The sequence below is a fragment of the Bradyrhizobium sp. 2S1 genome (genome assembly GCF_011516625.5).
GTDB classification, from domain to species: domain Bacteria; phylum Pseudomonadota; class Alphaproteobacteria; order Rhizobiales; family Xanthobacteraceae; genus Bradyrhizobium; species Bradyrhizobium septentrionale.
In genome coordinates this window covers 4,143,037-4,163,803 of sequence record NZ_CP147717.1, presented here as the reverse complement: position 1 = coordinate 4,163,803, position 20,767 = coordinate 4,143,037, and the positions used below count along the sequence as shown (strand labels likewise).

Below are 20,767 nucleotides of genomic sequence, written 5' to 3'. Positions count from 1 at the left end.
CTTGGCCTCAGAACTTGTAACCGAGACCGGCGCGCACTGTATTGATGGTGGTGTCGACGGTCGACGTGAAGCGAACGTATTCCCACTCCGCGCGCATGAACAGCCCGCCCGTGATATTGACGTCGAAGCCGAGACCGCCGGTGTAGCCGTACACCAGGTGATTATGCTGGACGTCGTTCGCGTTCAACGTCGCCAGCGGCGTGAACGGCCCCGAGATGGTGGCACTGACGGCGTCGTGAACCGTGACCGAGCGCGAGATGTCGGCATTGCCGAACGCAACGCCGCCGAAGATATACGGCAGGAAGCAACCCCAGGCGTAGCCGGCGCGGCCGCGGATCGTCGCCATGTCGTTGATCTGGATCGCCGCTGACGAATCGACGCGCACGTCGTGGAACAGGGTGTCGGTCAGCGCGGTGCCGCTGACCAATTCCTTGCTCGCGGTGGACGAGCCGCCGAACTTGCCGTGCATGTAGCTCGCATCGATGCCGACCACGACGTCGTCGTATTGCCAGTTGTAGCCGGCGAACGCACCATAGGCCGCCGAGCGTTGGGACGCCTTGCCGAGCCCGAGATTCCAGTTCGAGACGTCCATCTGCTGGATCACGTTGTGATCGAGCAGGGCCGCGAGCATGTTGGCATTCGTGCCGCTGAAATTCTCATCGGACGAACCGTAGCCGCCCTGGCCCCCGATGTAGAAGCCCCGCCAGTTGACGGGTGCGCTGGGTGCATCGCTGAAGCCGCCGCGCAGAACCGGGAAGTCCGGCAGATCGGCCGCGTGCGCAGCCGTCACCGCGCCCATCATCATCGCCGCCAGCAAGAACCTACGCATCGCAACGCTCCATCCCACTCATCGAATGCGCGCTGATCATCGCCTGTTAACCTTAACCAATCGTTGTCGTCGCACGCTTTCGACCACCCAAGTTGCAGAAGCTCGTGACGTCGCGCGGCAAAGAAAAACGGCGCGGGATGGTCCCGCGCCGTTGCAATCGTTAACCGTGAAGGCTCGAAATTAACCCTTGCGGATCAGCGGGGGCGGCGGCGGCGGGGGCAGCGCGTCGCAGCAGGGCAAGGCGAAGCGCACGCCGAGCTTCACGTCCTGCGAGGTGATGTCGCGGTACTGGAAGCTCGAGGGACCGGCCGGCGTGCCGTCGAAGAAGTGACCCTGGCCCTGGCCGGCGGTGCCCATGTCGAGGTAGCGATAGGCCAGTTCGACCGTGAAGTTGTTGGTGACCCTGTAGGCGACACCGGCATGCACGGCCCAGGCGAAGTTGGTCTTCGTGGCGCCGTCGGCGATGAAGGAGCTGGTCAGGCCAGACCCGCTCGGGAACGTGGCGATGTCCGAGAAGGCCGAGGTCTTGATCGTCGCGGCACCGACACCGGCACCGATGAACGGGGTCAAGCATCCCCAAGTGCCGAGATCAGCGTAGACGTTCACGAGGCCGACCCAGCTCTGCATGCCGCCATGATAGGTGTCGCCCAGCGAGCTCGGCCCGGGGAACGTGAAGAAGTCGGTGCCGTTGAAGCTGACCTTCGAGCGGTACTCACCGGTGATGTCCGCGCGGAACCAGCTGTTGAACTGATAGCCGACGCCGATGCCGAACAGCATGCCGCTGTCGAAGCCGGTGCCGTACTGATTGAACACGGTGCCGGCCGGCAGCGTGTCGTACGCGTTGACGTGCAGCCTGGCCTTGGTGTTGGTCACGCCGATGTCGCCGCGCAGATACCAGCCGCCGAAATCCTGGACCGGCGGGGGAGCATACGCCATCGGGGGCGGCGGCATGATCGGCATGTCGGCAGCGAACGCCACCGACGACAGCAGGGATGCCGCGCCTGCGGCAATCAGGGTCTTTACGCTACGCATTGGCTTCGTCCTTTTGGGCCAAGTGAGGCGACACGAAAGCCCCACGTCTGAAACTCACGGCGGACGATGCCAGCAAATGTTTAAGCGGCACTTAACCCTAATTTTTAAGGTTGATTTTCTCTGACCTTTTTCTGCGGCTGGTGCTTATGGGTCCATCAATACGCGCGTGCAGCAGCGAAAGATGGCGATCCTGCCACAAGTGCTAATGAAGCGTTGATGATTGCGCGCCGTTAGCGGCGCACGCAGGCCGCGTGCGTCAGCGAACGCTTTAATGCGGGGGCCTCGCGACAGAGGTTCAGCGAGCAGCCTTCGGCATCTTCGGCAGGAGCACCGCGAGCAGGCCGATCGCCGGCAGGAATGCGCACAGCTGATAGACGAAGGCGATTGAGGTGTGGTCGGCGAGCTTGCCGAGCACCGCGGCGCCAAGACCGCCGATGCCGAACGCGACGCCGAAGAACACGCCGGAGATCATGCCGAAGCGGTGCGGCATCAGTTCCTGCGCGAACACGATGATCGCCGAGGTCGCCGACGAGATGATCAGGCCGATCACGACCGTCAGCACGGCGCTTGCGAACAGGCCGGCATAGGGCAGCGCCAGCGTGAACGGCAGCGCGCCGAGGATCGAGAACCAGATCACGTATTTGCGGCCGAAGCGGTCGCCGAGCGGGCCGCCGATGAACGCGCCCACGGCGTTGGCGGCAAGGAAGATGAACAGATAGAGCTGCGCCGCCTGCGTCGAGACGCCGAACCTGTCGATCAGATAGAAGATGTAGTAGCTCGACAGGCTCGAGACATAGAGCTGCTTGGAGATTAGCAGCGCGACCAGCACAATCAGCGCAAGCATCACGCGGCGCTGATCTGGATGGTCAGGATGCCGCGCGATGGTGGCCGCCTTCTTGCCTGATATCTGCGGCTTGTACCAGACGCCGATGCGCCAGAGGATCACGATGGCGAGGAACGCGATCGAGGAGAACCAGGCGATCGAGGGCTGGCCGAACGGCACCACGATCAACGCGGCCAGTACCGGTCCCATCGAGGTGCCGAAACTGCCGCCGAGTTGGAACACCGATTGCGCGAAGCCGTAACGACCGCCTGACGCCAGCCGCGCGATGCGCGACGATTCCGGATGAAACACCGCGGAGCCCAATCCGACCAGCGAGGCGGCGATCAGGATGATCCCGTAACTATGCGCGACGCTGAGCAGCAACAGCCCGAAGAAGGTGAAGCCCATGCCGATCGAAAGCGAGAACGGCTGCGCCTTCTTGTCGGTGAAATGACCGACCAGCGGCTGCAGCAGCGAGGCGGTGAACTGGAACGCCAGCGTGATCATGCCGATCTGCGCGAAGTCGAGCGCGTAATTGTCCTTCAGGATCGGATAGACCGAGGCGATCAGCGACTGCATCGTGTCGTTGAGGAAGTGCGAGAAGCTGATGCCGGCGAGCACGACATAGGCCGGTCCCGCGGCAGCCGCCTTCGCGGCCAGCGAGCGCGGCAACTCGGGCACCAGCACCGGTTCGCCCAGTGCCTGTTCGCTCACGACGGGCTTGTTCACGGATTTTTCCCGGACGGATTCGCAGAAATACCTCCGTGTCGTACGACGCGGAGGTCAGGCGGACCAGTTGCATTAGCCGATAGCAGCGATGCGCTGTGTGAACCGCGACGAAAGCCTGCTCCCTCTCCCCGTTCTTCACGGGGAGAGGGTTGGGGTGAGGGGCTGTTTCAGGACGGACGGTGAAAGCTGGATTCGCGGAGAGCCCCCTCACCCGAAATTCAAGCGCAGCTTGAATTCCGGCCTCTCCCCGCACGCGGGGCGAGGCTGGAGCGGCGTTCGTCGATCGATTGACTAGGAGCTTGTCTGGATAGTCGCTGTTCAAATCTGGTCGGGTCTGATTCAACATTGGGCGATGAGCAAGTATTTTCGGCCTTGGAACATCGATCAGACGCTGCTTCTGCCGCCGAATGTGCAGGACTTCGTGCCGAAAGGCCATGTCTCGCGGTTTATGGTTGATCTGGTGCGGGAGAGCCTCGATCTCAGGGAGATCATGGGCAGCTATGTGAGCGGGCTTGGGCAGCCGCCGTTTGATCCGCGGATGATGGTGGCGCTGCTGCTGCATAGCTATGCGAGTGGGCTGTATTCGTCGCGTCGGATTGCCAAGGCCTGCCGGGAGCGGAACGATTTTGTGATGATCGTGGCGCTGGATGCGCCGGATTTTCGGACGATCAGCGACTTTCGCAAGCGACATTTGAAGGCGCTCGGCGCGCTATTCGTGCAGGTTCTGAAGTTGTGCGAGACGGCCGGGCTGGTCAAGCTCGGTCATGTCGCGCTGGATGGTACGAAGATCAAGGCGAACGCGTCGAAACACAAGGCGATGAGTTATGAGCGCATGAAGAAGCGCGAGGCGGAATTGAAGGCCGAGGTCGCTCGCATGCTGGCGGCCGCCGAGGCGGCGGATGCCTCGGAGGATGAGACTTTCGGCAACAGCGACGAACTGCCGGACTGGACCGTCGACAAGCAGAAACGGCTGGCGAAGATCCAGCAAGCGATGGCGGCGCTGGAAGCGGACGCCAAACTGGCGGCGGAGGAAGAGCGCCGCATCGAGGCCGAAAAGGAACAGCAGCGCCAGGCCGAAGGCCGCAAGAAGCCGGGCAAACCGGCGGCGCTGCCATCGGAGGAACCCAATCCCAAGGCGCAACGCAACTTCACCGATCCGGAAAGCCGCATCATGAAGTCGAAGGATGGCTTCGTTCAGGCCTATAATGCCCAGGCGGCCGTCGATGCACATGCCCAGATCATTGTCGCGCAAGAACTGACCCAGCACGGCAGCGATCAGGGCCAGTTGGTGCCCCTGATCGAGGCCATCGAGAGCAATCTTGGCCGCAAGCCGCGGCAGGCCTCAGCGGATTCCGGCTACTGCAGCGAAGCCAATCTCGAAGCGCTCGACACACGCAGCATCGATGGCTATGTCGCGCCCGGACGCGCCAAGCACCCGACAGTAGCGAACGGAAAAGTCGGCGGCCCGCTGACACAGGCCATGCGAAAGAAGATCGACGATGGCGGCTTCGAAACACCCTACCGATTGCGAAAGCAAGTGGTGGAGCCGGTGTTCGGGCAGATCAAACAGGCAAGAGGCTTCCGCCAGTTCCTGTTGCGGGGCATCGAGAAAGTGCGCGCCGAGTGGACAATGATCTGCACCGTCCATAACCTCCTCAAGCTGTTCAACCTCGCAAACGCAGCCTGAGCCTGCTACTCTACAACAAATGCCCGTCACGAAAACATATCTGGACGGGCTCCTAGCCCGTCCTATTCGTGAGAGTGCTTTTTTTAGTCCGATTGATGTGGCCGCACATCTGCTCTGACGAGGCGCGCGGGATTGCCTTCGGCTTTTCACCGCCTGACGACCCGTACTTTGCAACGCGCTTGAGGGATGGGTTGGGCGAACGGGGGGCGGACGCCCCGCCGGTCAAGGACCGAGCGGCAGCAGCGCGCCTGGCAAGCCGCGGATCAGGTCGGCTTCGGGACATGCCGCGGCAAACGCAAGGCGAATGCGGCTCGTGGTCTCGACCACACGGGCAGCGAGTTTCAAGAGACGAAGACGCAGCGTCGCGAACTCGGCTGTGGCCAATTCCCGGGCTTTGGGAATCGCGTCGCGCACGGTCAGCATCAGCCAATAAGCGGCGGTGTGGAGAACGAGGCGGACTTGATTGGCGAGCGCCGAACGGCAGCTGGTGCGATCGGAGGCGAGCTGTGTCTTATGCAGCTTGATCAGATTCTCGGCTTGGCCGCGCGCGCAATACAGGCTGTCGTAGATCCACTCGGCCGAGCCGACATCGAGGCTGGTGACGACGAAACGGATGTCGAGGCCGAGCATCGTCGCCTCAATACGGGCGACGGTACGCCGTTCGCGATCCCAGGACTTGGCCTTGTGGCGCGTCTCGGTATAGCCACGCAGAACCGGCAGGTTCTCGATGGCGCGTCGCGTGCGGATGTCGTCGGCGGCCTCGTCGACTTTTCTGGCGAGCGGCTTGGTGCCGGACAGACCGAAGATGTAGTCGATGCCGTTGGTCTCGCACCACGTCATGGCCTCCGGCCGAGCATAGTGCCCGTCGCCACGGAACGTAATTCGCGTGTTGTGCCACCGCGTCCGGATATGCCGTATCAGGCGGCGCAGATGGGCACGCACCTCGACGCCGCCCGGCGTCTTGCCGGGCCGCAGCACGACCGCCACGGGCCGGCTCTTCTCCGTGTCGTAGACGTGGATCGGCAGGAAGCAGCGTTCGTCATAATGAGCGTTGAACAGCGAGAGCTGCTGATGGCCGTGGACGACATCGCAGGTATCATCGATGTCGAGCGTGACGGATGCCGGCTCGCGCGGGTAGCTATCCATCCATGCGTCGACCAAAGTGTAGGTCAGTCGGATCACGTCGCGCAGGCGCGGAGCATTCTCCAGCCGCGACAGCGTCGGTTGGGAACACAGATCGCGACCCGTGTCCGGCAGCCGTCCGCAGGCCAGCTTGAATGCGGGATCGGACCGCAGATGATCGAGGTCGTCGGCGTCCTCGTAGCCGCAGCAGATCGCGAACATGCGCGCGCGGAACATATCGACAAGGCTGTGCACGACCCGCGTCGGATCGCGCCGATCCGGGAACACCCGGGCCAAATTGTCGGCCAAGCCGAGACGCCGCTCGGCCATCGCCAGAAGCATCACGCCCCCGTTCGAGGTCAGCCGACCGCCATCGAAGGCAGCTGTGACTTTCTTGGCGTGAACGGCTGGAAACGAGAAGGGCAGAATCGTATCATCGGTCATGGCGGGCCTGGTGTTCGCGGCTGAAGGTGATGGGGTTGGCTTTGCAACCGAATCCTACGCCGCATCAGCGCTTTACACCACGCTCGCCAGCCTCTCAGGCGCACTCTGACGAATAAGACGGGCTAGGCCGCCGCGGCGTGGCCGAGCGCGCTGACGATGTTGTCGACGACCTCTTCCACCAGGATGCGATCGTCACCCTCGCCCATGACGCGGATCACCGGCTCGGTGCCGGAGGGACGGATCAGCAGGCGGCCATGGCCGTTGAGACGCTTCTCGCCGTCGGTGATCGCGGACTTGACCTCGGCGTCGTCGAGCGGCTTGCCGCTGCGATAGCGCACGTTCTTCAGGATCTGCGGCAATGGGTCAAAACGCCGGCAGATCTCCGACACCGGGCGGCGCAGCTTCTGCACCACGGCCAGCACCTGCAGCGCGGCGACGAAGCCGTCGCCGGTCGTCGAATAATCCGACATGATGATATGGCCGGACGGCTCGCCGCCGAGATTGTAGCCGCCGCTCAGCATCTGCTCGAGCACGTAGCGGTCGCCGACCGGGGTGCGGACCATCTGCAGCCCGAGGCCCTGCAGGAAGCGCTCCAGCCCGAGATTGGACATCACGGTGGTGACGATACCGGGCTTGGAGAGGCGTCCCTCTTCCTTCCAGCTCTGCGCGATCACCGCGAGCAGCTGGTCGCCGTCGACGATGTGGCCGCGCTCGTCGACCAGGATGACGCGATCGGCGTCGCCGTCGAGCGCGATGCCGATGTCGGCGCGCATCTCGCGCACCTTCCGCGACAGCGCTTCCGGCGAGGTGGAGCCGCATTCCTTGTTGATGTTGAAGCCGTCGGGCTCGACGCCCATCGGCACCACGTCGGCGCCGAGCTCCCACAGCGCTTCCGGCACCACCTTGTAGGCGGCGCCATTGGCGCAATCGACCACGACGCGCAGGCCGTCGAGCGAGAGATCGCGCGGCAGCGTGCGCTTGGCGAATTCGATGTAGCGGTCATGGACGCCGTCAATGCGGCGGGCGCGGCCGAGGCTTGCGCTCTGCGCCAGGCGACGGTCGAGCGATTCGTCGAGCAGCTGCTCGATCTGCTTCTCGACATCGTCGGAGAGCTTGAAGCCCTGCGGGCCGAACAGCTTGATGCCGTTGTCCTCGAAGAGATTGTGCGACGCCGAGATCATGACGCCGAGATCGGCGCGCATCGACTTGGTGAGCATCGCGATCGCCGGCGTCGGCATCGGGCCGACCAGCAGCACGTCCATGCCGACCGAGGTGAAGCCTGCGACCATGGCGTATTCGATCATGTAGCCGGACAGCCGCGTGTCCTTGCCGATCACGACGCGATGGCGATGGTCGCCACGCTGAAACACCAATCCTGCGGCCTGCCCCACCTTGAGCGCGAGCTCCGGCGTGATCAGCCCATTGGCGCGGCCCCGAATTCCATCGGTCCCGAAATATTTGCGGCTCATGGTACCCCCAACACGGACCTCTCGAACCACCCGGCGAGAGAGTCCCGAACGCCCACCAGTCTAGCGTGCATCGGCCTTATAGACTGTCAGGCGCTAAGATGACTTCAAAAAATATGATGAATCATTACCGCCATCGAACCCTATGGTTCGAGCTTAAGACACTAAAAAATATAACATTCTCTCCTTAACCGCAATCCCGTAAAACGCGGGCCGGCCCTAACCCTTGCCGCCTCGCTTGACGTGCTGGTCGCCCTTGCTGGGGGCCGGCTGGGTGACATTGACGGGGTCGGAACCGGGAAACGTCTCCTCCAGCCCCTCTTCCAGGGCCTCGTCGAGCCGGCGCTTCTCGGCGTTGTCGTCTGCTTTCGGCTTGGAGTTCGGCTTAGAGCCTGATTGCGTCATCGTGCTCTCCCATCCGTCTTGGCATTCATCCTGGCATTCGTCTTGGCATTCGTCTTGGATTTGGCAGGCCATCCAACCATGCTAGATGACGGCAAGCGCGAACAGCCGCAAGAGTTCGCTGGATCAAGACTTCGCTGCATACAACTTGCGACATAGAAGAAGGGCCGGGAACGTCCATGAAGCACATTACCTGCATCGAAGATCTGCGCCAGCTGCACAAGCGCCGGGTGCCGAAGGCGTTTTTCGATTATGCGGACCGCGGCTCCTACACCGAGGACACGCTGCGCGCCAATTCCGAGGACCTGCAGCAGATCAAGTTCCGCCAGCGCATCCTGGTCGATGTCTCGAAGCGGACCCTGGCGACCACGATCCTGGGCGAGCCGGCCGCGATGCCGCTGATCCTGGCGCCGGTCGGCCTGCTCGGCATGCAACATGGCGACGGCGAGATCTACGCCTGCCGCGCGGCGCAGGCGGCCGGCATTCCCTTCACCCAGAGCACGATGTCGATCTGCTCGATCGAGGACATCGCGGCTGCCGTCGACAAGCCGTTCTGGTTCCAGCTCTACGTCATGAAGGACCGCGGCTTCATCAAGTCGCTGATCGAGCGCGCGATCGCGGCGAAATGCTCGGCGCTGGTGCTGACCGTCGACCTGCAGGTGATCGGCCAGCGCCACCAGGACATCAAGAACGGCCTGACGGTGCCGCCGGAATGGTCGCTGTCGAAGCTCTTGGACTTCGCGAGCAAGCCGTCATGGGTCGCCGGCGTGCTGCGCGGCAAGCGCCGCAGCTTCGGCAACATCGTCGGTCACGTCAAAGGCACCGAGGATCTGACCAAGCTGTCGGAATGGACGGCATCGCAGTTCGACACCACGCTGAACTGGAAGGACATCGACTGGATCCGCTCGATCTGGCCGGGCAAGCTGATCCTCAAAGGCATCCTCGATGTCGAGGACGCCGAGCTCGCCGCCAAGACCGGCGCACAGGCGATCGTGGTGTCCAACCATGGCGGCCGCCAACTCGACGGCGCACCGTCCTCGATCGAGGTGCTGCCGGAGATCGTCGACGAGGTCGGCTCGAAGCTCGAGATCATGTTCGACGGCGGCATCCGCACCGGCATGGACGTGATGCGCGCGCTGGCGCTCGGCGCCAAGTCCTGCATGATCGGCCGCGCCTATGCCTACGGCCTCGGCGCCGGCGGCCAGGAAGGTGTCGCCAAGGCGCTCGACATCCTGGGCAAGGAGCTCACCACCACGATGGGGCTGTGCGGCGTCAACACCATCGCCGAGATCGACGATCACGTGCTGGCGGTGTGAGGCAATCGCCATCCGGCCCACAAGCGTCGTCCCGGCGCAGGCCGGGACCCATAACCACAGCCGTGCAAGATTAGAACACGACTGTGGCCACAGCTTATCTCAACAAAAACCATCGGTGGTTATGGGTCCCGGCTCCCGTGCGCAATCGCGCACTAGTACCTACTGTTCTTAAAGCGTGAGTCGTGATTCAAGGTCGGGATGATACCCGAAGCAAGAGAAGTCCACCTTTCGAGGAAAGATCGCAAGGTGCTTGAGGCGTGTTGCCGCTCCCCGGTGACGTTGCAGCGCGATTTGAAGCGGGCGCGGATAGTTCTGTTGGCGGCGGATGGACGCAGCACTCGGTCGATCGCCAAGGAAGTTGGGGTCCAGCCGCGGATTGTCAGCCTTTGGCGGCATCGCTATGCCGACCAAGGCCTTGAAGGGCTGCAAGACAAGCCGCGACCGGGCAAGCAGCCAATCTATACGAAGGCCACCGACAAGCGGATTCTGAAGCTGCTGGACAAGCCGCCGCCGGACGGGTTCGCACGCTGGACCGGGCCCCTGCTGGCCGGGGCGCTGGGCGATGTTGACGTCCAATATGTCTGGCGGTTCCTGCGCAGCCACAAGATTGACCTCGCGGCTCGTAAGTCCTGGTGTGAGAGCAACGACCCGAACTTTACGGCCAAAGCCGCCGATGTTGTCGGCCTCTATGTCGCCCCGCCCGCGAAGGCCATTGTGCTGTGCGTGGACGAGAAGCCCTCGATCCAGGCTTTGGAGCGAGCGCAGGGTTATCTGAAGTTGCCCAATGGCCGCGCCTTGACCGGCCAGAGCCACGATTACAAGCGGCATGGCACCACAACATTGTTTGCGGCGCTCGAAGTCGCCACCGGAAAGATCATCGCGGCGCATTCAAAACGCCGACGCCGCGTCGAGTTTCTCGACTTCATGAACAGCGTCACCGCGGCTTTTCCGAACCGGAAGCTTCACGTCATCCTCGACAACCTCAACACCCACAAGAAGAACGAGCATTGGCTCAAGGCCCACCCCAACGTGCAATTTCATTTCACGCCGACAAGTGCGTCTTGGCTCAATCAGGTCGAGGTATGGTTTTCGATCTTGCAGGGGCAGTCGCTCAGCGGCACCTCCTTCACAAGCCTCACGCAGCTTCAGGAGCACATCGATGCCTACGTCAACGCATACAACGACAGAGCCGAGCCCTTCGTCTGGACCAAGAAAAAGGTCCGTCAACGCCGTTTCAAAGGCCGCCGTATCACTCAGCTCTGATTCTGGGTACTAGACCGAGACGACAACGGAGTTTGTCGCTCGATATCCCGGGCTCGATGCTGCGCATCGCCCCGGGATGACGCTTCGCGTCACATCGGCGGTGCGATTCCGTCGCGGCCGACATTGACGCGGTTGGCTTCCAGGGTGCCGTCCTCCTTCTTCGCCGCGCCGAAGATGATGATCTTGGCGCCCGGCTTCAGCTCCGCTTTGTCGCCGGCGACGAAAGTGACGACCGGGGTGCCCGGCGGCACCACGACCTTCTTCTCACCGTCCTTGTATTTCACCGTGATGTTCTGGCCGTCGGTGCCCTCCACCGTTTCGGCGACGGTGGCGTTGGTCATGGTCGAGTTGGCACGCAGGTCCCAGGGACGAAAGCCTTCGGCGGCGCCACGCTGGTTTTCCGGGAAGATGTGAACCGCGATCGCCTTCTGCGTTCCGTCGGGCTCGGGCATCGCGGTGACGCCGATATAGGAACCGGGCTTGATCTGCGACAGATCGGTCTTGGCGACGCCGAACACCGCGACGTTGTCGGTCGTCCGCACCTTCATGTCGGCGCCGTCGCGCGACTTGATCGACAGCATGGCGCCGTCGACGGCCTCGATGGTGCCGCGAATGCGCACCGTCGGCGACTGCTGCGCCGATGCGGTCGAGGCAAAGGCAACGAGAAGCAATGCGGCGAATAGCGTCGATTTCGGCATGATGTCCCTCATGGGTTTGGCTGGCGGAGTCAGGAACACCGGGGAAATGATGGTATTCCGCGCGTCTCGAGTCACCCTCCCTTTGCGGGAGAGGTGCCTCGTTCGACAACTACGTACCGGATAAGGAGTCTGTTACTTCGATCACGAACATGTTCACGCGCGCTCTTCCCTTCTCCCCTTGTGGGAGAAGGTGGCGCGGACGCAGTCCGCGACGGATGAGGGGTCTCTATCCGCGGAGACAGAACCCTCACCCCGCTTCGCTGCGCGAAGCGACCCTCTCCCACAGGGGGAGAGGGTTCTTAAGGTCACATTGGCGGCGTCAGGCCGTCGCGGCCGACGCTGACGCGGTCGGTTTCGAGCGAGCCATCGGGCAGCTTCTTCATGAAGGCGATGATCTTGGCGCCGGCCTTGAGGTCCGCCTTGTCGCCGGGAACATAGGTCACGACAGGCGTATCGGGCGCGACCTCCACCGTCTTCTCGCCGTCCTTGTACTTGACCATCAGGGTATGACCGTCATTGCTGACCACGGATTGCGCGACGGTCGCGTTGGTCATGCTGCTGTTCGGCTTCAGATCATAGGGCCGCGAGCCTTCGCCGGTGCCGCGCATGTGCTCCGGGAAGACATGCACCTCGACCGCCTTCGGCACGCCATCGGGCCCGGGCACCGTGGTCGTGCCGATGAAGGAACCGACCTTGATGTCGGACAGCGCGATCCTGGTGAGGCCGAGCACCAGCATATTGCTCGCCATGTGGAGCTTGACGTCTTCGCCGCTGCGCGACTTCACCTCGAGCGTATCGCCATCGACGCTTTCGACGGTTCCACGCACCCGCGTCGGCGTCGGCGGCTGCTGCGCGAGTGCGTAGAGCGTGGACGCCGTCACCATCGCGAATGCAATGAACGGGCGAATGAGCGAGGAACGGCTGGCAGACATTGGGGGATCTCCGGGAGGGGCGCAGGTGATGTAACACTGACCCCAGCCGTATCACGCTATTCCAGGCCTCAAGTCTTTGTGAGATCGGCTTCAACGAGCGCACGCAGTTCCGGCGTCACTTGCGGACGCTGCCCGAACCACAATTCGAAACCGCGCACCGCCTGGTGCAGCAGCATGCCGAGGCCATCGGCGGTCTTCAGGCCGCGCGCCTGAGCCGCCGCAAGCAATGGCGTCACCAGCGGCACATAGACAAGATCGGTCACAACCGCGCCTTGCGGCAACAGGCCGACATCGATCTCGAGCGCGGGCTGGCCGTGCATGCCGAGCGACGTCGTGTTGACGAGCAGCCCGGCTCGCGGCAGCAGATCGCCGACCGTGTCCCACGTCGCGGGATGAACGCGCGCACCGAACTGATCGGCCAGCGCGCGAGCGCGGTCGATGGTGCGGTTGACCAGATGCACGCGCTTGATGCCGCGCTCGATCAGGCCGAACACCACCGCACGCGCCGCGCCGCCGGCGCCGAGCACCAGCGCATCCTCGGTGTTGTCCCAGCCGGGCGCGCAGGCGTCGAGATTGTTGATGAAGCCTTCGACATCGGTATTGGTCGAGCGCAGCTCGCCATCGGCAAACCACAGCGTGTTGGCGGCGCCGACGGCGCGGGCGCGCTCGTCCGGCGCCGACAGCGCCAGCGCCTGCTCCTTGTGCGGGATGGTGACGTTGGCGCCGACGAAGCCGCGCAGCGACAGGCGGAACAGGAAATCCTTGAAATCCTCCGGCGGCACCGCCTCGATCACATAGCCGCCCTCGATGCCGAGCGTACGCAGCCAGTAGCGATGGATCAGCGGCGAGCGGGAATGCGCCGCCGGCCAGCCGATCAGGCACGCGGCGCGGGTTTTGCTTGATGATGTCATGGCCGTGACATCGGCCAAGGCAGCCGCGCTGTCAATCCGTCCGCTTCGCGGTTGCGGCAACCAGCACGCTGAGCCCGAGCGCCGTGCCCGCGGCAAACCAGATCGCGGCAAGGTTGATCCAGTGGTAGGCCAATGCGCCGGCAAGCGCGCCTGCGACCAGCGCCGCCCACAGCAGGAGGTTCGGCAGCCAGGCCCAGCCGGCTCCGCCGGTCAGCGCGGCGGCGATCAGCTGGCCGGCCTTGACCAGCGCGCCGGTGACATAGGTGAGGCCGAGCCCGGCGCCGCCTTCGAGCTGGAATACGGCGTTCTCGAGCCCCATCGCCAGCACGATGGCGGCGACCGCGGCGTTCGGCAGGCCATAGGCATAGGCATAGGCGGCCGCCGTCAACAACAAGGCCTCGCCGAGCAGGATCAGCGGCTGGCGATGGCCGATGCGGCTGAGCACGATCAGGCTGCCGGCCGCGGCACCCACGACGAACAGCACGATCAGCTCCAGCGCCTCCAGGGCGTGCTGCCAATGCCCCGCGGCCAGCGTCACGCCAAGCCGCGTCGAGTTGCCGCTCATGAAGGAGACGAACAGCCCGCCGAGATGCAGGTAGCCGATGCCGTCGACATAGCCGGCCAGCGCGCTGAGCGCGCAGGCCAGCGCCAGGTTACGGCGGGATTCAAGCATGATGTCCTTGCGCCCCCATCAGGGACGCAAGGCTAGCGGCCTCGGGCCATCTGCCAACGATCACGCCCCCTTGGGGCGTGATCGTTAGCGCTCGACCTTGCACGCGAAGCGGTCATCTCGACCCAGGGGGTTGGTGTCGGCGCAGGCGATGCCCGGGACCGGGTGACCGTGCCGGTCGATGGCGCACCATCTGCCGTCGTGCTTGGCCCACGCCACGCCGCGCTGGCGCGGCATGAAATAAACCGGCTCGTCGTACTGCGGCTCGACCATGACCTGCCCAGCGGTGTCGACCAGCCCCCATTTGCCGTTCCTGAGAAAGGTCACAAGGCCGAAATCGAGGTTGGCCCCAACCCGCTCGGCACCAACATCGATCCAGGTCTCCCCGGTTTGCGACAGGATCGCGCGCTTGCCCGCGGCTTCGGACATGATCACGTGGCTGATACTGACATCGCACAGAACGCCCGGCCGCGGCGGAATGGCCCAGGATTGATCCGCAAGCCGCAGCACGCCGGTCGCGCCGGCAAGCGTCACGAAAGCAGTAGCATTGTCGCGACGCAGCGCGGCAGCATCGAATTTCGACGCGATCAGCCATGATCCGTCCGAGCGCATGAAGCCGCGCTTGCCATCGATCGATGCAACGAAGAGATCGGTGCCGGTTGAGAGGTAGTCGAATTTGGGTTCGAGCACCCAACGTCCATCGGGACCAAGGCGTCCCCATTTGCCATCGAGCTTGGCATTCTTGACGTCTCGTCCAGCTCCGAAGATCGCGTCGTAGAGCACGGGCGTCACAGGGCTTGAGTCAGCATCCACCAAACGGAATTTGTCGCCGATTTTCAGAACGTACGGGGGCGGCGCGCCGCATGACGCGTCGATAATCCTTCCGTCCGGCGGCTGCAGCGGGCTGCCATCCGCTTTGAAGTAGAGCCATTCCTTGTTCTTGTAGGCGTCGAGCCGGCCATCGGCACATTGCTGGATCGGCTGATCGAATTCGGCGCCGATGACCACGTGGCCATCAAGGTCCAGAAGCCCCCACCGGTCGGCCGTCCTGAAGTGCCAGCCGAACACAGTGGCGGGGTGATCGTAGTTGATAGCAAAATGAATCTGCTGATAGTGCGTTTGAAATATCCATGTGCCGGATTTGTCGATCACGCCGAAGCTGCCGTCGCGCTCGGCCGACGTGCGATCGAAACCCGGTACGAACCACCAGGCCTTATCAAACACCGGTTCGATGGCGAAGCTCCCGGTACGGTCGATAAAGCCGATCTTGCCGTTGAGCGTCACCCGCGCGAGCCCGTTCTTCAACGCATCCACCTGCTGGAATTTCGGCTCGACGAGCCAGCTTCCATCGGCCCGTGCCAGCCCCCAAAGCTTCTCCTTTTGCACCCAGCGGAGTGACGGATCGTCCTTGTCGAACCAAGGAATCGGCAGCTTGCGCGACTCGATCAGTCGGCCCTGGATGTCGATGACGTCGGTCAGCATCGGTTCGAAGATAGCGTCGCTCAGTCCGCCGAAGCCGATCCTGCTATTGGAAAAATCCTCCCCGCCAGGCATTCCGCCAAGCCGTCGATCTTCTGATACGGCAAAACGGTCCGGACCGATCGCGCGGATGAACCCATATTTCGGCTCGACCACCATCCTGCCGTCCTCGTCGATCAGGCCGGACTTTCCGTCCACATCGACCTGCGCGAAGCCGAATTTGTAATCGTCGACGATGCGGTATTGCGGCCTGACGATTTCGCGGCCGTCCTCGTCGATGATGCCGTAGAGACCGCCGATGCGGACAGCGGCCCGATGATCCGAGAATGTGCCGACCCAGTCGTACCGCGGAAAGACCGCGACCGTGCCGTCGCGGTGGACCGCACCACACAGGCCGCCAGGAAACATGCACGTCGCGAGAGGGAAAGTCATCGGCTGGCTAGGCCCGGAGCGGCCCAAGAGTGGCCGGCCATCCTGCGCGATCGTGGCCTGCAAATTGGCTTTGCCGGCGGGCGTCAATTCCATCGGCCTGTCTTGCGCAAGTGCGCCGTGCACCAGCATCACGCTAGCCAACCCGGCAAATTTCCAGCACACCCGCACTGCCTTGCCCTCACCGTCCAAACGGCGACCGAGGACGTAGGCGCAATCCATGGCAAGACAGTGTCGGCCGCTTTACAATGTGTAATTGCACATCGTAGCAGGCCGATTTTCAGCAGGATCGAACGTTGACCTTGGGTCCCGGGCGCGCGTTTGGCGCGCCCGGGATGAGATCACATCATCACGCCGCGTCGCGATGCGCGGCGATGATCTGGTCGGCGGCGCGGCCCGTCACTTCGGCCATGCGGTCGAACTGGCGGGTGAACGTGCCGGCGCCGGCGGTGGCCGAGCGCAGCTCGACGATGAGGTCGCCGATCTCGGATTCCGGCATCGTGGCGCGAACGCAATCCCAGCCGCTCCAGCCTTCGCGGGTGTCGAAGCCGAGGATCTGGCCGCGGCGCGCCGACAGGATCGCGTTGACCTTGGCAGTCGCCTCGTTCGGACAGAATATCTCGACCAGATGGATCGGCTCCAGCAGCACCGGCTGGCACTGCGGCAACCCTTCGCTGACCCCGACCCGCGCCGCGGTGCGGAAAGCGAGATCGGACGAGTCGACGCTGTGATAGGAGCCGTCGGTCAGCGTGACATCGAGGTCGATCACGGGGAAGCCGAGCGGTCCACGCGCCAGCGCGTCGACGACGCCCTCTTCCACCGCACCGATATAGTTGCGCGGCACCGCGCCGCCGACCACCTTCTCGTGGAATTCGAAGCCTGAGCCGCGCGGCTTCGGCTTGATGTCGAGCACCACATCGCCGAACTGGCCGTGGCCGCCGGACTGCTTCTTGTGCCGGCCGCGCTGGGTAATGGCTTTGCGGATGGTCTCCTGGTAGCCGATCGCCGGTGGATGCGATTTGACGTTGACGCCGTAGCGGTCCTTGAGCCGCTCCTGCGCCACCCGCAGATGCATCTCGCCCTGCCCCCACAGCACGGTGTCGTGGGTGCGCGGGTTCTGGATCATCGTCAGCGAGGGATCCTCCTCGTTGAGCCGCAGCAGCGCCTGGCCGAGTTTGACGTCGTCCTTGCGGTCGGTCGCGGCGATCGAGATCGACAGCACCGCCGCCACCGGCTCGACCTTGACCAGCGAGGCCGGGGCTGTCTTGCCGCTCGAGACCGTATCGCCGGTCTTGATCGCGTCGAGCTTGCCGAGCGCGACGGTCTCGCCGGCCTCGGCCTGCGGCCGCTTGCTGTCATGCGTGCCCGAGACCGCGAGGATGCCGGAGATGCGCCCGGTCTCGCCGCTTGAGGATTGCAGCGTCGCGCCGTCGTCGAGCCGGCCCGCAAGCACGCGCGCCAGCGACAGCTTGCCGCCGTGCTGCAGATGAACGGTCTTGAACACATAGGCCAGCGCGTCCTTCTGATCCTTGACGCCGAGCCGGCTAGCGGTCTCGGTGACGCCGGGCGCCTCATGGCGCAACGCCTTCATCAGGCGCAGCACGCCGTTCTCGCGGCTCGCCGCGCCAAGCAGCACCGGACAGATCAGCCCTTCGCGCAATTCGCGGGCGAGATCGTCGAACACCGCGTCGCGCGGCGGCTGGATATCCTCCAGCAACTGCTCCATCAGCGCATCGTCATGATCGGCGAGCTTCTCCAGCATCGAGAAGCGCGCTTCCTTCTCGCGGTCGAGATTGCCGCCTTCCAGCGCGACCACCTCCGACGGCTTGTGCTCGCGATAGACGAAGGCGCGCTCCAGCGCGAGATCGACAAAACCTTCGATCAGATCGCCGTTCCAGATCGGGATCTGGCGCAGCACCAGCGGCACGCGCGAGGCCGGCTGCAGCGTCGCAAGCGTCTCGCGGACCCGCTTGTTGGCGCGGTCGATCTTGTTCAGGAACAGGAAACGGGGAATGCCGAGCTCCTCGAGCTCGCGCAGGATGATCTGCAGCTGCGGCAGCTTCTTCTCATCGGCTTCGCAGAGCACGACCGCGGCATCGACGGCCGGCAGCGCGGCACGCATGTCGTGCGCGAATTCGATCGAGCCGGGACAATCGATGAAGGTGTAGCTGTCGCCCATGAAGGTGGTGGTGGCGGCGGTCAGGCCTACGCCCATCTTGTGCTGACGCGCCTCGGGGCTGGCATCGCCGACGGAAGTTCCGGCGTCGACGCTGCCGGCAGTCTTTATGGCGCTTGTACGCGCCAGGATCGCTTCCAGAAGTGTGGTTTTACCGCTTTGGAAAGGGCCCACCAGTGCGATGCACCGTGGACCTCGGGGACTTCTGACGTCTTGTCCCATTGCCGCCTCCTCGTTTTGGAGCTCGGCCCATGATTGGGTCGGCGACCATTCATGCTCTGCCTGCGTTTCGCGTTTGGCAAGCGGGAAAACGTCGCTGCGGTGCGGCGTCGTTTAACCATGGCCACGACGGCGGGAATTACCACTATTGTCCGGACGAACGTATCCGGTGCGCCAGTTCCTTAGGCCGGTGCCGCCGCTGTCTCGCGCCAGCGCGTCGCGATGTCGAGCAGGCGCTGCACGGCAGGCGAGACGTCTTCATCACGCCATGCGATCGTGAGCGGTGCCATCACCGCCGGTGCGGCAAGCGGAACGTAAGCCACGCCGCGACCGGTCTGCGCGCGTGCCGCGGCCTCCGGAACGAGCGACACGCCGACGCCGGCTGCGATCAGACCGATCGCGGTCTGCAGATGAAGCACCTCCTGCGCCAGACGCGGCGTGAATCCCGCAGCCTGGCAGGCGGTCACGATCAGGCCGGTGACCGACGGCTCCGGCCGCGCCGGATAGAGCACGAAGGCATCGTCGGACAATTCGGCGAGCGCGATGTCATCCCGCGCCGCGAGCGGATGCGCGCGCGGCAGCGCTGCGACATAGGGCTCATCGAGGATGAGACGCTGGGCGAGCCCCGCCTCGGCCAGCAGCGCCGGGCGTGCGAAGCCGACGTCGATCCGGCGCCGCCGCAGCGCCTCGGCAATCTCGGCCGCCAGCATCTCGTCAAGCACGAGCTCGACATCGGGAAACGCGTCGCGATAGCTACTGATAATATCGGGAAGGCCGGCAAACATTGCGGAGCCGACGAATCCGATCGCGAGCTTTCCAGCCTGACCGCGGCCGACGCGCCTGGTATCGGCAACCGCGTCCTCGAAATTGGCGAGCAACACACGGGCGCGCGCAAGAAACAGCTCGCCGGCCTCGGTGAGCCTGATAGGACGGTTATTCCGCTGCAGCAGCGTCACGCCGAGTTCGTCCTCGAGCTGGCGAATCTGCTGGCTCAGCGGCGGTTGCGCGATGTGCAGCCGCTCGGCTGCGCGCGTGAAATTCAATTCCTCGCCGAGCGCCACGAAATATCTGAGGTGTCGCAATTCCATGCCGGCGGTATAGCACGGCGGCCGGCGCCTACGGTCATACGCAATAGCTCTGCTACCGTATCGAACGAATATTGGACCGGAGAAGCGAACGCGGACAGCCTGCGGCGAACCACAGGAGGTCTTAATGACGGCGCTGGAAAAGGCTTTCGCGGAAGCGGCCGCGGCAGGCATCGCGCAGGAGAAGATCGATATCGGCGATATCAGCGTCAACGTCGCGCGCTTCGGCAAGGGCCCGCCGCTGCTCCTGCTGCACGGCTGGCCGGAATTCTGGCTGGTGTGGCGTCCGGTGATGCTGCGTCTCAGCGACAGTTTCGAATTGATCGCGCCGGACCTGCGCGGCTGCGGCGACACCGGCAAGCCGGCGGCTGGCCCGGATGCGTCCGCCACCGCGGAGCGCCACGCGCTGGATATGTTCGCGGTGATGGATGCGCTCGGTCACGACAGCTTCGGCGTGATCGGCGGCGATCTCGGCGCCTATGTCATGCAGGCGATGTCGCATCGTCAGCCGCAGCGGCTGACGGGTACGCTCTATCTGTGCACGCCCTATCCGGGCCTCGGCAACCGCTACGGCCAGCCCAGTCACCTGATCGAAGTCTGGTATCAATACTTCCAGCAGCTGCCATGGGCGGCGCAACTGGTCGGAAGCTCGCGCGAGTCATGCCGACTCTATTTCCGCCACTTCCTCGATCACTGGTCGGGCGACAATTCCGCCGTGTTCGGCGACCTGCTGGAAGCCTATGTCGATAACTTCATGAAGCCCGGCAACATCCAGGGCGGCTTCGACTGGTATCTCTCGTCGGCACCCAATCGCCGGCGCTGGCTGGAAGGCAGGCTGCCGGCGCAGCCGCGCATCGAAATCCCGTCGCGCTTTCTCTGGGGCCGCCGCGATCCGCTGATCGCGCCGGAATGGTCGGACCGGCTGGATCAATACTGGACCGAACCTTCGATCAGGTTCGTCGAGGCCGGGCACTATGTCCACGCCGAGGCGCCCGAGGTGGTTGCCGAGGAAGCCCGCAGCTTCTTCGGCGGAATACAAAACGGTGCAGCTTGAG

At 64.0% G+C, this 20,767-nt stretch carries 17 protein-coding genes; 4 read left to right on the top strand and 13 right to left on the bottom strand.

Going from position 1 to position 20,767, the window contains the following annotated elements:
• Nucleotides 1-7: 7 nt before the first annotated feature.
• The 3 genes from HAP54_RS19625 to HAP54_RS19615 form a co-directional block, all read right to left on the bottom strand.
• The gene (locus HAP54_RS19625) at nt 8-829 is read right to left on the bottom strand and encodes an outer membrane protein (RefSeq protein ID WP_175619457.1); all 822 of its coding nucleotides are present in this window, start codon (nt 827-829) and stop codon (nt 8-10) included.
• Between the two features lie 180 nt (nt 830-1,009).
• Nucleotides 1,010-1,861, bottom strand: coding sequence for an outer membrane beta-barrel protein (locus HAP54_RS19620; protein ID WP_166302882.1), 852 nt, complete (start codon nt 1,859-1,861; stop codon nt 1,010-1,012).
• Nucleotides 1,862-2,156: 295 nt separating this feature from the next.
• On the bottom strand, nt 2,157-3,413 hold the full coding sequence (locus HAP54_RS19615; RefSeq protein ID WP_312022828.1) for an MFS transporter: 1,257 nt from the start codon (nt 3,411-3,413) through the stop codon (nt 2,157-2,159).
• Between the two features lie 352 nt (nt 3,414-3,765).
• Here HAP54_RS19615 and HAP54_RS19610 point away from each other — a divergent pair, with 352 nt between their 5' ends.
• Nucleotides 3,766-5,100 carry an IS1182 family transposase gene (locus tag HAP54_RS19610; protein WP_166202952.1) on the top strand — a complete coding sequence of 445 codons (1,335 nt, stop codon included), beginning with the start codon at nt 3,766-3,768 and terminating at the stop codon, nt 5,098-5,100.
• A 222-nt stretch (nt 5,101-5,322) separates the two neighbouring features.
• Here the strand turns inward: HAP54_RS19610 and HAP54_RS19605 are convergent, their stop codons facing one another.
• The 3 genes from HAP54_RS19605 to HAP54_RS19595 form a co-directional block, all read right to left on the bottom strand.
• On the bottom strand, nt 5,323-6,666 hold the full coding sequence (locus HAP54_RS19605) for an IS1380-like element ISBdi2 family transposase (protein ID WP_166296351.1): 1,344 nt from the start codon (nt 6,664-6,666) through the stop codon (nt 5,323-5,325).
• Nucleotides 6,667-6,788: 122 nt separating this feature from the next.
• Nucleotides 6,789-8,135 carry a phosphoglucosamine mutase gene (gene glmM / locus HAP54_RS19600; protein ID WP_166302879.1) on the bottom strand — a complete coding sequence of 449 codons (1,347 nt, stop codon included), beginning with the start codon at nt 8,133-8,135 and terminating at the stop codon, nt 6,789-6,791.
• Between the two features lie 216 nt (nt 8,136-8,351).
• A complete protein-coding gene (locus tag HAP54_RS19595; RefSeq protein ID WP_166302876.1) occupies nt 8,352-8,537 on the bottom strand; it encodes a hypothetical protein in 186 nt (61 codons plus the stop codon).
• 176 nt (nt 8,538-8,713) lie between these two features.
• On the opposite strand from HAP54_RS19595, the gene HAP54_RS19590 reads away from it, so the two are divergent.
• Both HAP54_RS19590 and HAP54_RS19585 read left to right on the top strand, forming a co-directional pair.
• Nucleotides 8,714-9,850 carry an alpha-hydroxy acid oxidase gene (locus tag HAP54_RS19590; RefSeq protein WP_166302873.1) on the top strand — a complete coding sequence of 379 codons (1,137 nt, stop codon included), beginning with the start codon at nt 8,714-8,716 and terminating at the stop codon, nt 9,848-9,850.
• A 198-nt stretch (nt 9,851-10,048) separates the two neighbouring features.
• A complete protein-coding gene (locus HAP54_RS19585; protein WP_166204319.1) occupies nt 10,049-11,113 on the top strand; it encodes an IS630 family transposase in 1,065 nt (354 codons plus the stop codon).
• Between the two features lie 89 nt (nt 11,114-11,202).
• Here HAP54_RS19585 and HAP54_RS19580 read toward each other — a convergent pair whose 3' ends face one another.
• From HAP54_RS19580 to HAP54_RS19550, 7 genes are all read right to left on the bottom strand, one after another.
• Nucleotides 11,203-11,811 (bottom strand): hypothetical protein, encoded by a 609-nt coding sequence (locus HAP54_RS19580; protein ID WP_166302870.1) that lies wholly within the window; start codon nt 11,809-11,811, stop codon nt 11,203-11,205.
• Nucleotides 11,812-12,116: 305 nt separating this feature from the next.
• Nucleotides 12,117-12,695 carry a hypothetical protein gene (locus tag HAP54_RS19575; RefSeq protein ID WP_414646224.1) on the bottom strand — a complete coding sequence of 193 codons (579 nt, stop codon included), beginning with the start codon at nt 12,693-12,695 and terminating at the stop codon, nt 12,117-12,119.
• Nucleotides 12,696-12,811: 116 nt separating this feature from the next.
• A complete protein-coding gene (locus HAP54_RS19570) occupies nt 12,812-13,654 on the bottom strand; it encodes a shikimate dehydrogenase (protein WP_166302864.1) in 843 nt (280 codons plus the stop codon).
• A gap of 31 nt (nt 13,655-13,685) precedes the next feature.
• A complete protein-coding gene (locus HAP54_RS19565; protein ID WP_166302861.1) occupies nt 13,686-14,327 on the bottom strand; it encodes a YoaK family protein in 642 nt (213 codons plus the stop codon).
• Between the two features lie 84 nt (nt 14,328-14,411).
• A complete protein-coding gene (locus tag HAP54_RS19560) occupies nt 14,412-16,454 on the bottom strand; it encodes a WG repeat-containing protein (protein WP_166302858.1) in 2,043 nt (680 codons plus the stop codon).
• A 127-nt stretch (nt 16,455-16,581) separates the two neighbouring features.
• On the bottom strand, nt 16,582-18,630 hold the full coding sequence (locus HAP54_RS19555) for an elongation factor G (protein WP_166302855.1): 2,049 nt from the start codon (nt 18,628-18,630) through the stop codon (nt 16,582-16,584).
• A gap of 179 nt (nt 18,631-18,809) precedes the next feature.
• Nucleotides 18,810-19,715, bottom strand: coding sequence for a LysR substrate-binding domain-containing protein (locus HAP54_RS19550; protein WP_166302852.1), 906 nt, complete (start codon nt 19,713-19,715; stop codon nt 18,810-18,812).
• A 124-nt stretch (nt 19,716-19,839) separates the two neighbouring features.
• Here HAP54_RS19550 and HAP54_RS19545 point away from each other — a divergent pair, with 124 nt between their 5' ends.
• Entirely contained in the window at nt 19,840-20,766 is a 927-nt protein-coding gene (locus HAP54_RS19545; protein ID WP_166302849.1) for an alpha/beta fold hydrolase, read from the top strand.
• Nucleotide 20,767 lies beyond the last annotated feature (1 nt).

What these genes read in the sequence shown, in the direction of transcription:
- HAP54_RS19625 (WP_175619457.1), bottom strand. Translation starts at nt 829, where the DNA reads ATGCGTAGGTTCTTGCTGGCGGCGATGATGATGGGCGCGGTGACGGCT.
- HAP54_RS19620 (WP_166302882.1), bottom strand. Translation starts at nt 1,861, where the DNA reads ATGCGTAGCGTAAAGACCCTGATTGCCGCAGGCGCGGCATCCCTGCTG.
- HAP54_RS19610 (WP_166202952.1), top strand. Translation starts at nt 3,766, where the DNA reads ATGAGCAAGTATTTTCGGCCTTGGAACATCGATCAGACGCTGCTTCTG.
- HAP54_RS19605 (WP_166296351.1), bottom strand. Translation starts at nt 6,666, where the DNA reads ATGACCGATGATACGATTCTGCCCTTCTCGTTTCCAGCCGTTCACGCC.
- glmM (WP_166302879.1), bottom strand. Translation starts at nt 8,135, where the DNA reads ATGAGCCGCAAATATTTCGGGACCGATGGAATTCGGGGCCGCGCCAAT.
- HAP54_RS19595 (WP_166302876.1), bottom strand. Translation starts at nt 8,537, where the DNA reads ATGACGCAATCAGGCTCTAAGCCGAACTCCAAGCCGAAAGCAGACGAC.
- HAP54_RS19590 (WP_166302873.1), top strand. Translation starts at nt 8,714, where the DNA reads ATGAAGCACATTACCTGCATCGAAGATCTGCGCCAGCTGCACAAGCGC.
- HAP54_RS19585 (WP_166204319.1), top strand. Translation starts at nt 10,049, where the DNA reads ATGATACCCGAAGCAAGAGAAGTCCACCTTTCGAGGAAAGATCGCAAG.
- HAP54_RS19580 (WP_166302870.1), bottom strand. Translation starts at nt 11,811, where the DNA reads ATGCCGAAATCGACGCTATTCGCCGCATTGCTTCTCGTTGCCTTTGCC.
- HAP54_RS19575 (WP_414646224.1), bottom strand. Translation starts at nt 12,695, where the DNA reads ATGGTGACGGCGTCCACGCTCTACGCACTCGCGCAGCAGCCGCCGACG.
- HAP54_RS19570 (WP_166302864.1), bottom strand. Translation starts at nt 13,654, where the DNA reads ATGACATCATCAAGCAAAACCCGCGCCGCGTGCCTGATCGGCTGGCCG.
- HAP54_RS19565 (WP_166302861.1), bottom strand. Translation starts at nt 14,327, where the DNA reads ATGCTTGAATCCCGCCGTAACCTGGCGCTGGCCTGCGCGCTCAGCGCG.
- HAP54_RS19560 (WP_166302858.1), bottom strand. Translation starts at nt 16,454, where the DNA reads ATGGATTGCGCCTACGTCCTCGGTCGCCGTTTGGACGGTGAGGGCAAG.
- HAP54_RS19555 (WP_166302855.1), bottom strand. Translation starts at nt 18,630, where the DNA reads ATGGGACAAGACGTCAGAAGTCCCCGAGGTCCACGGTGCATCGCACTG.
- HAP54_RS19550 (WP_166302852.1), bottom strand. Translation starts at nt 19,715, where the DNA reads ATGGAATTGCGACACCTCAGATATTTCGTGGCGCTCGGCGAGGAATTG.
- HAP54_RS19545 (WP_166302849.1), top strand. Translation starts at nt 19,840, where the DNA reads ATGACGGCGCTGGAAAAGGCTTTCGCGGAAGCGGCCGCGGCAGGCATC.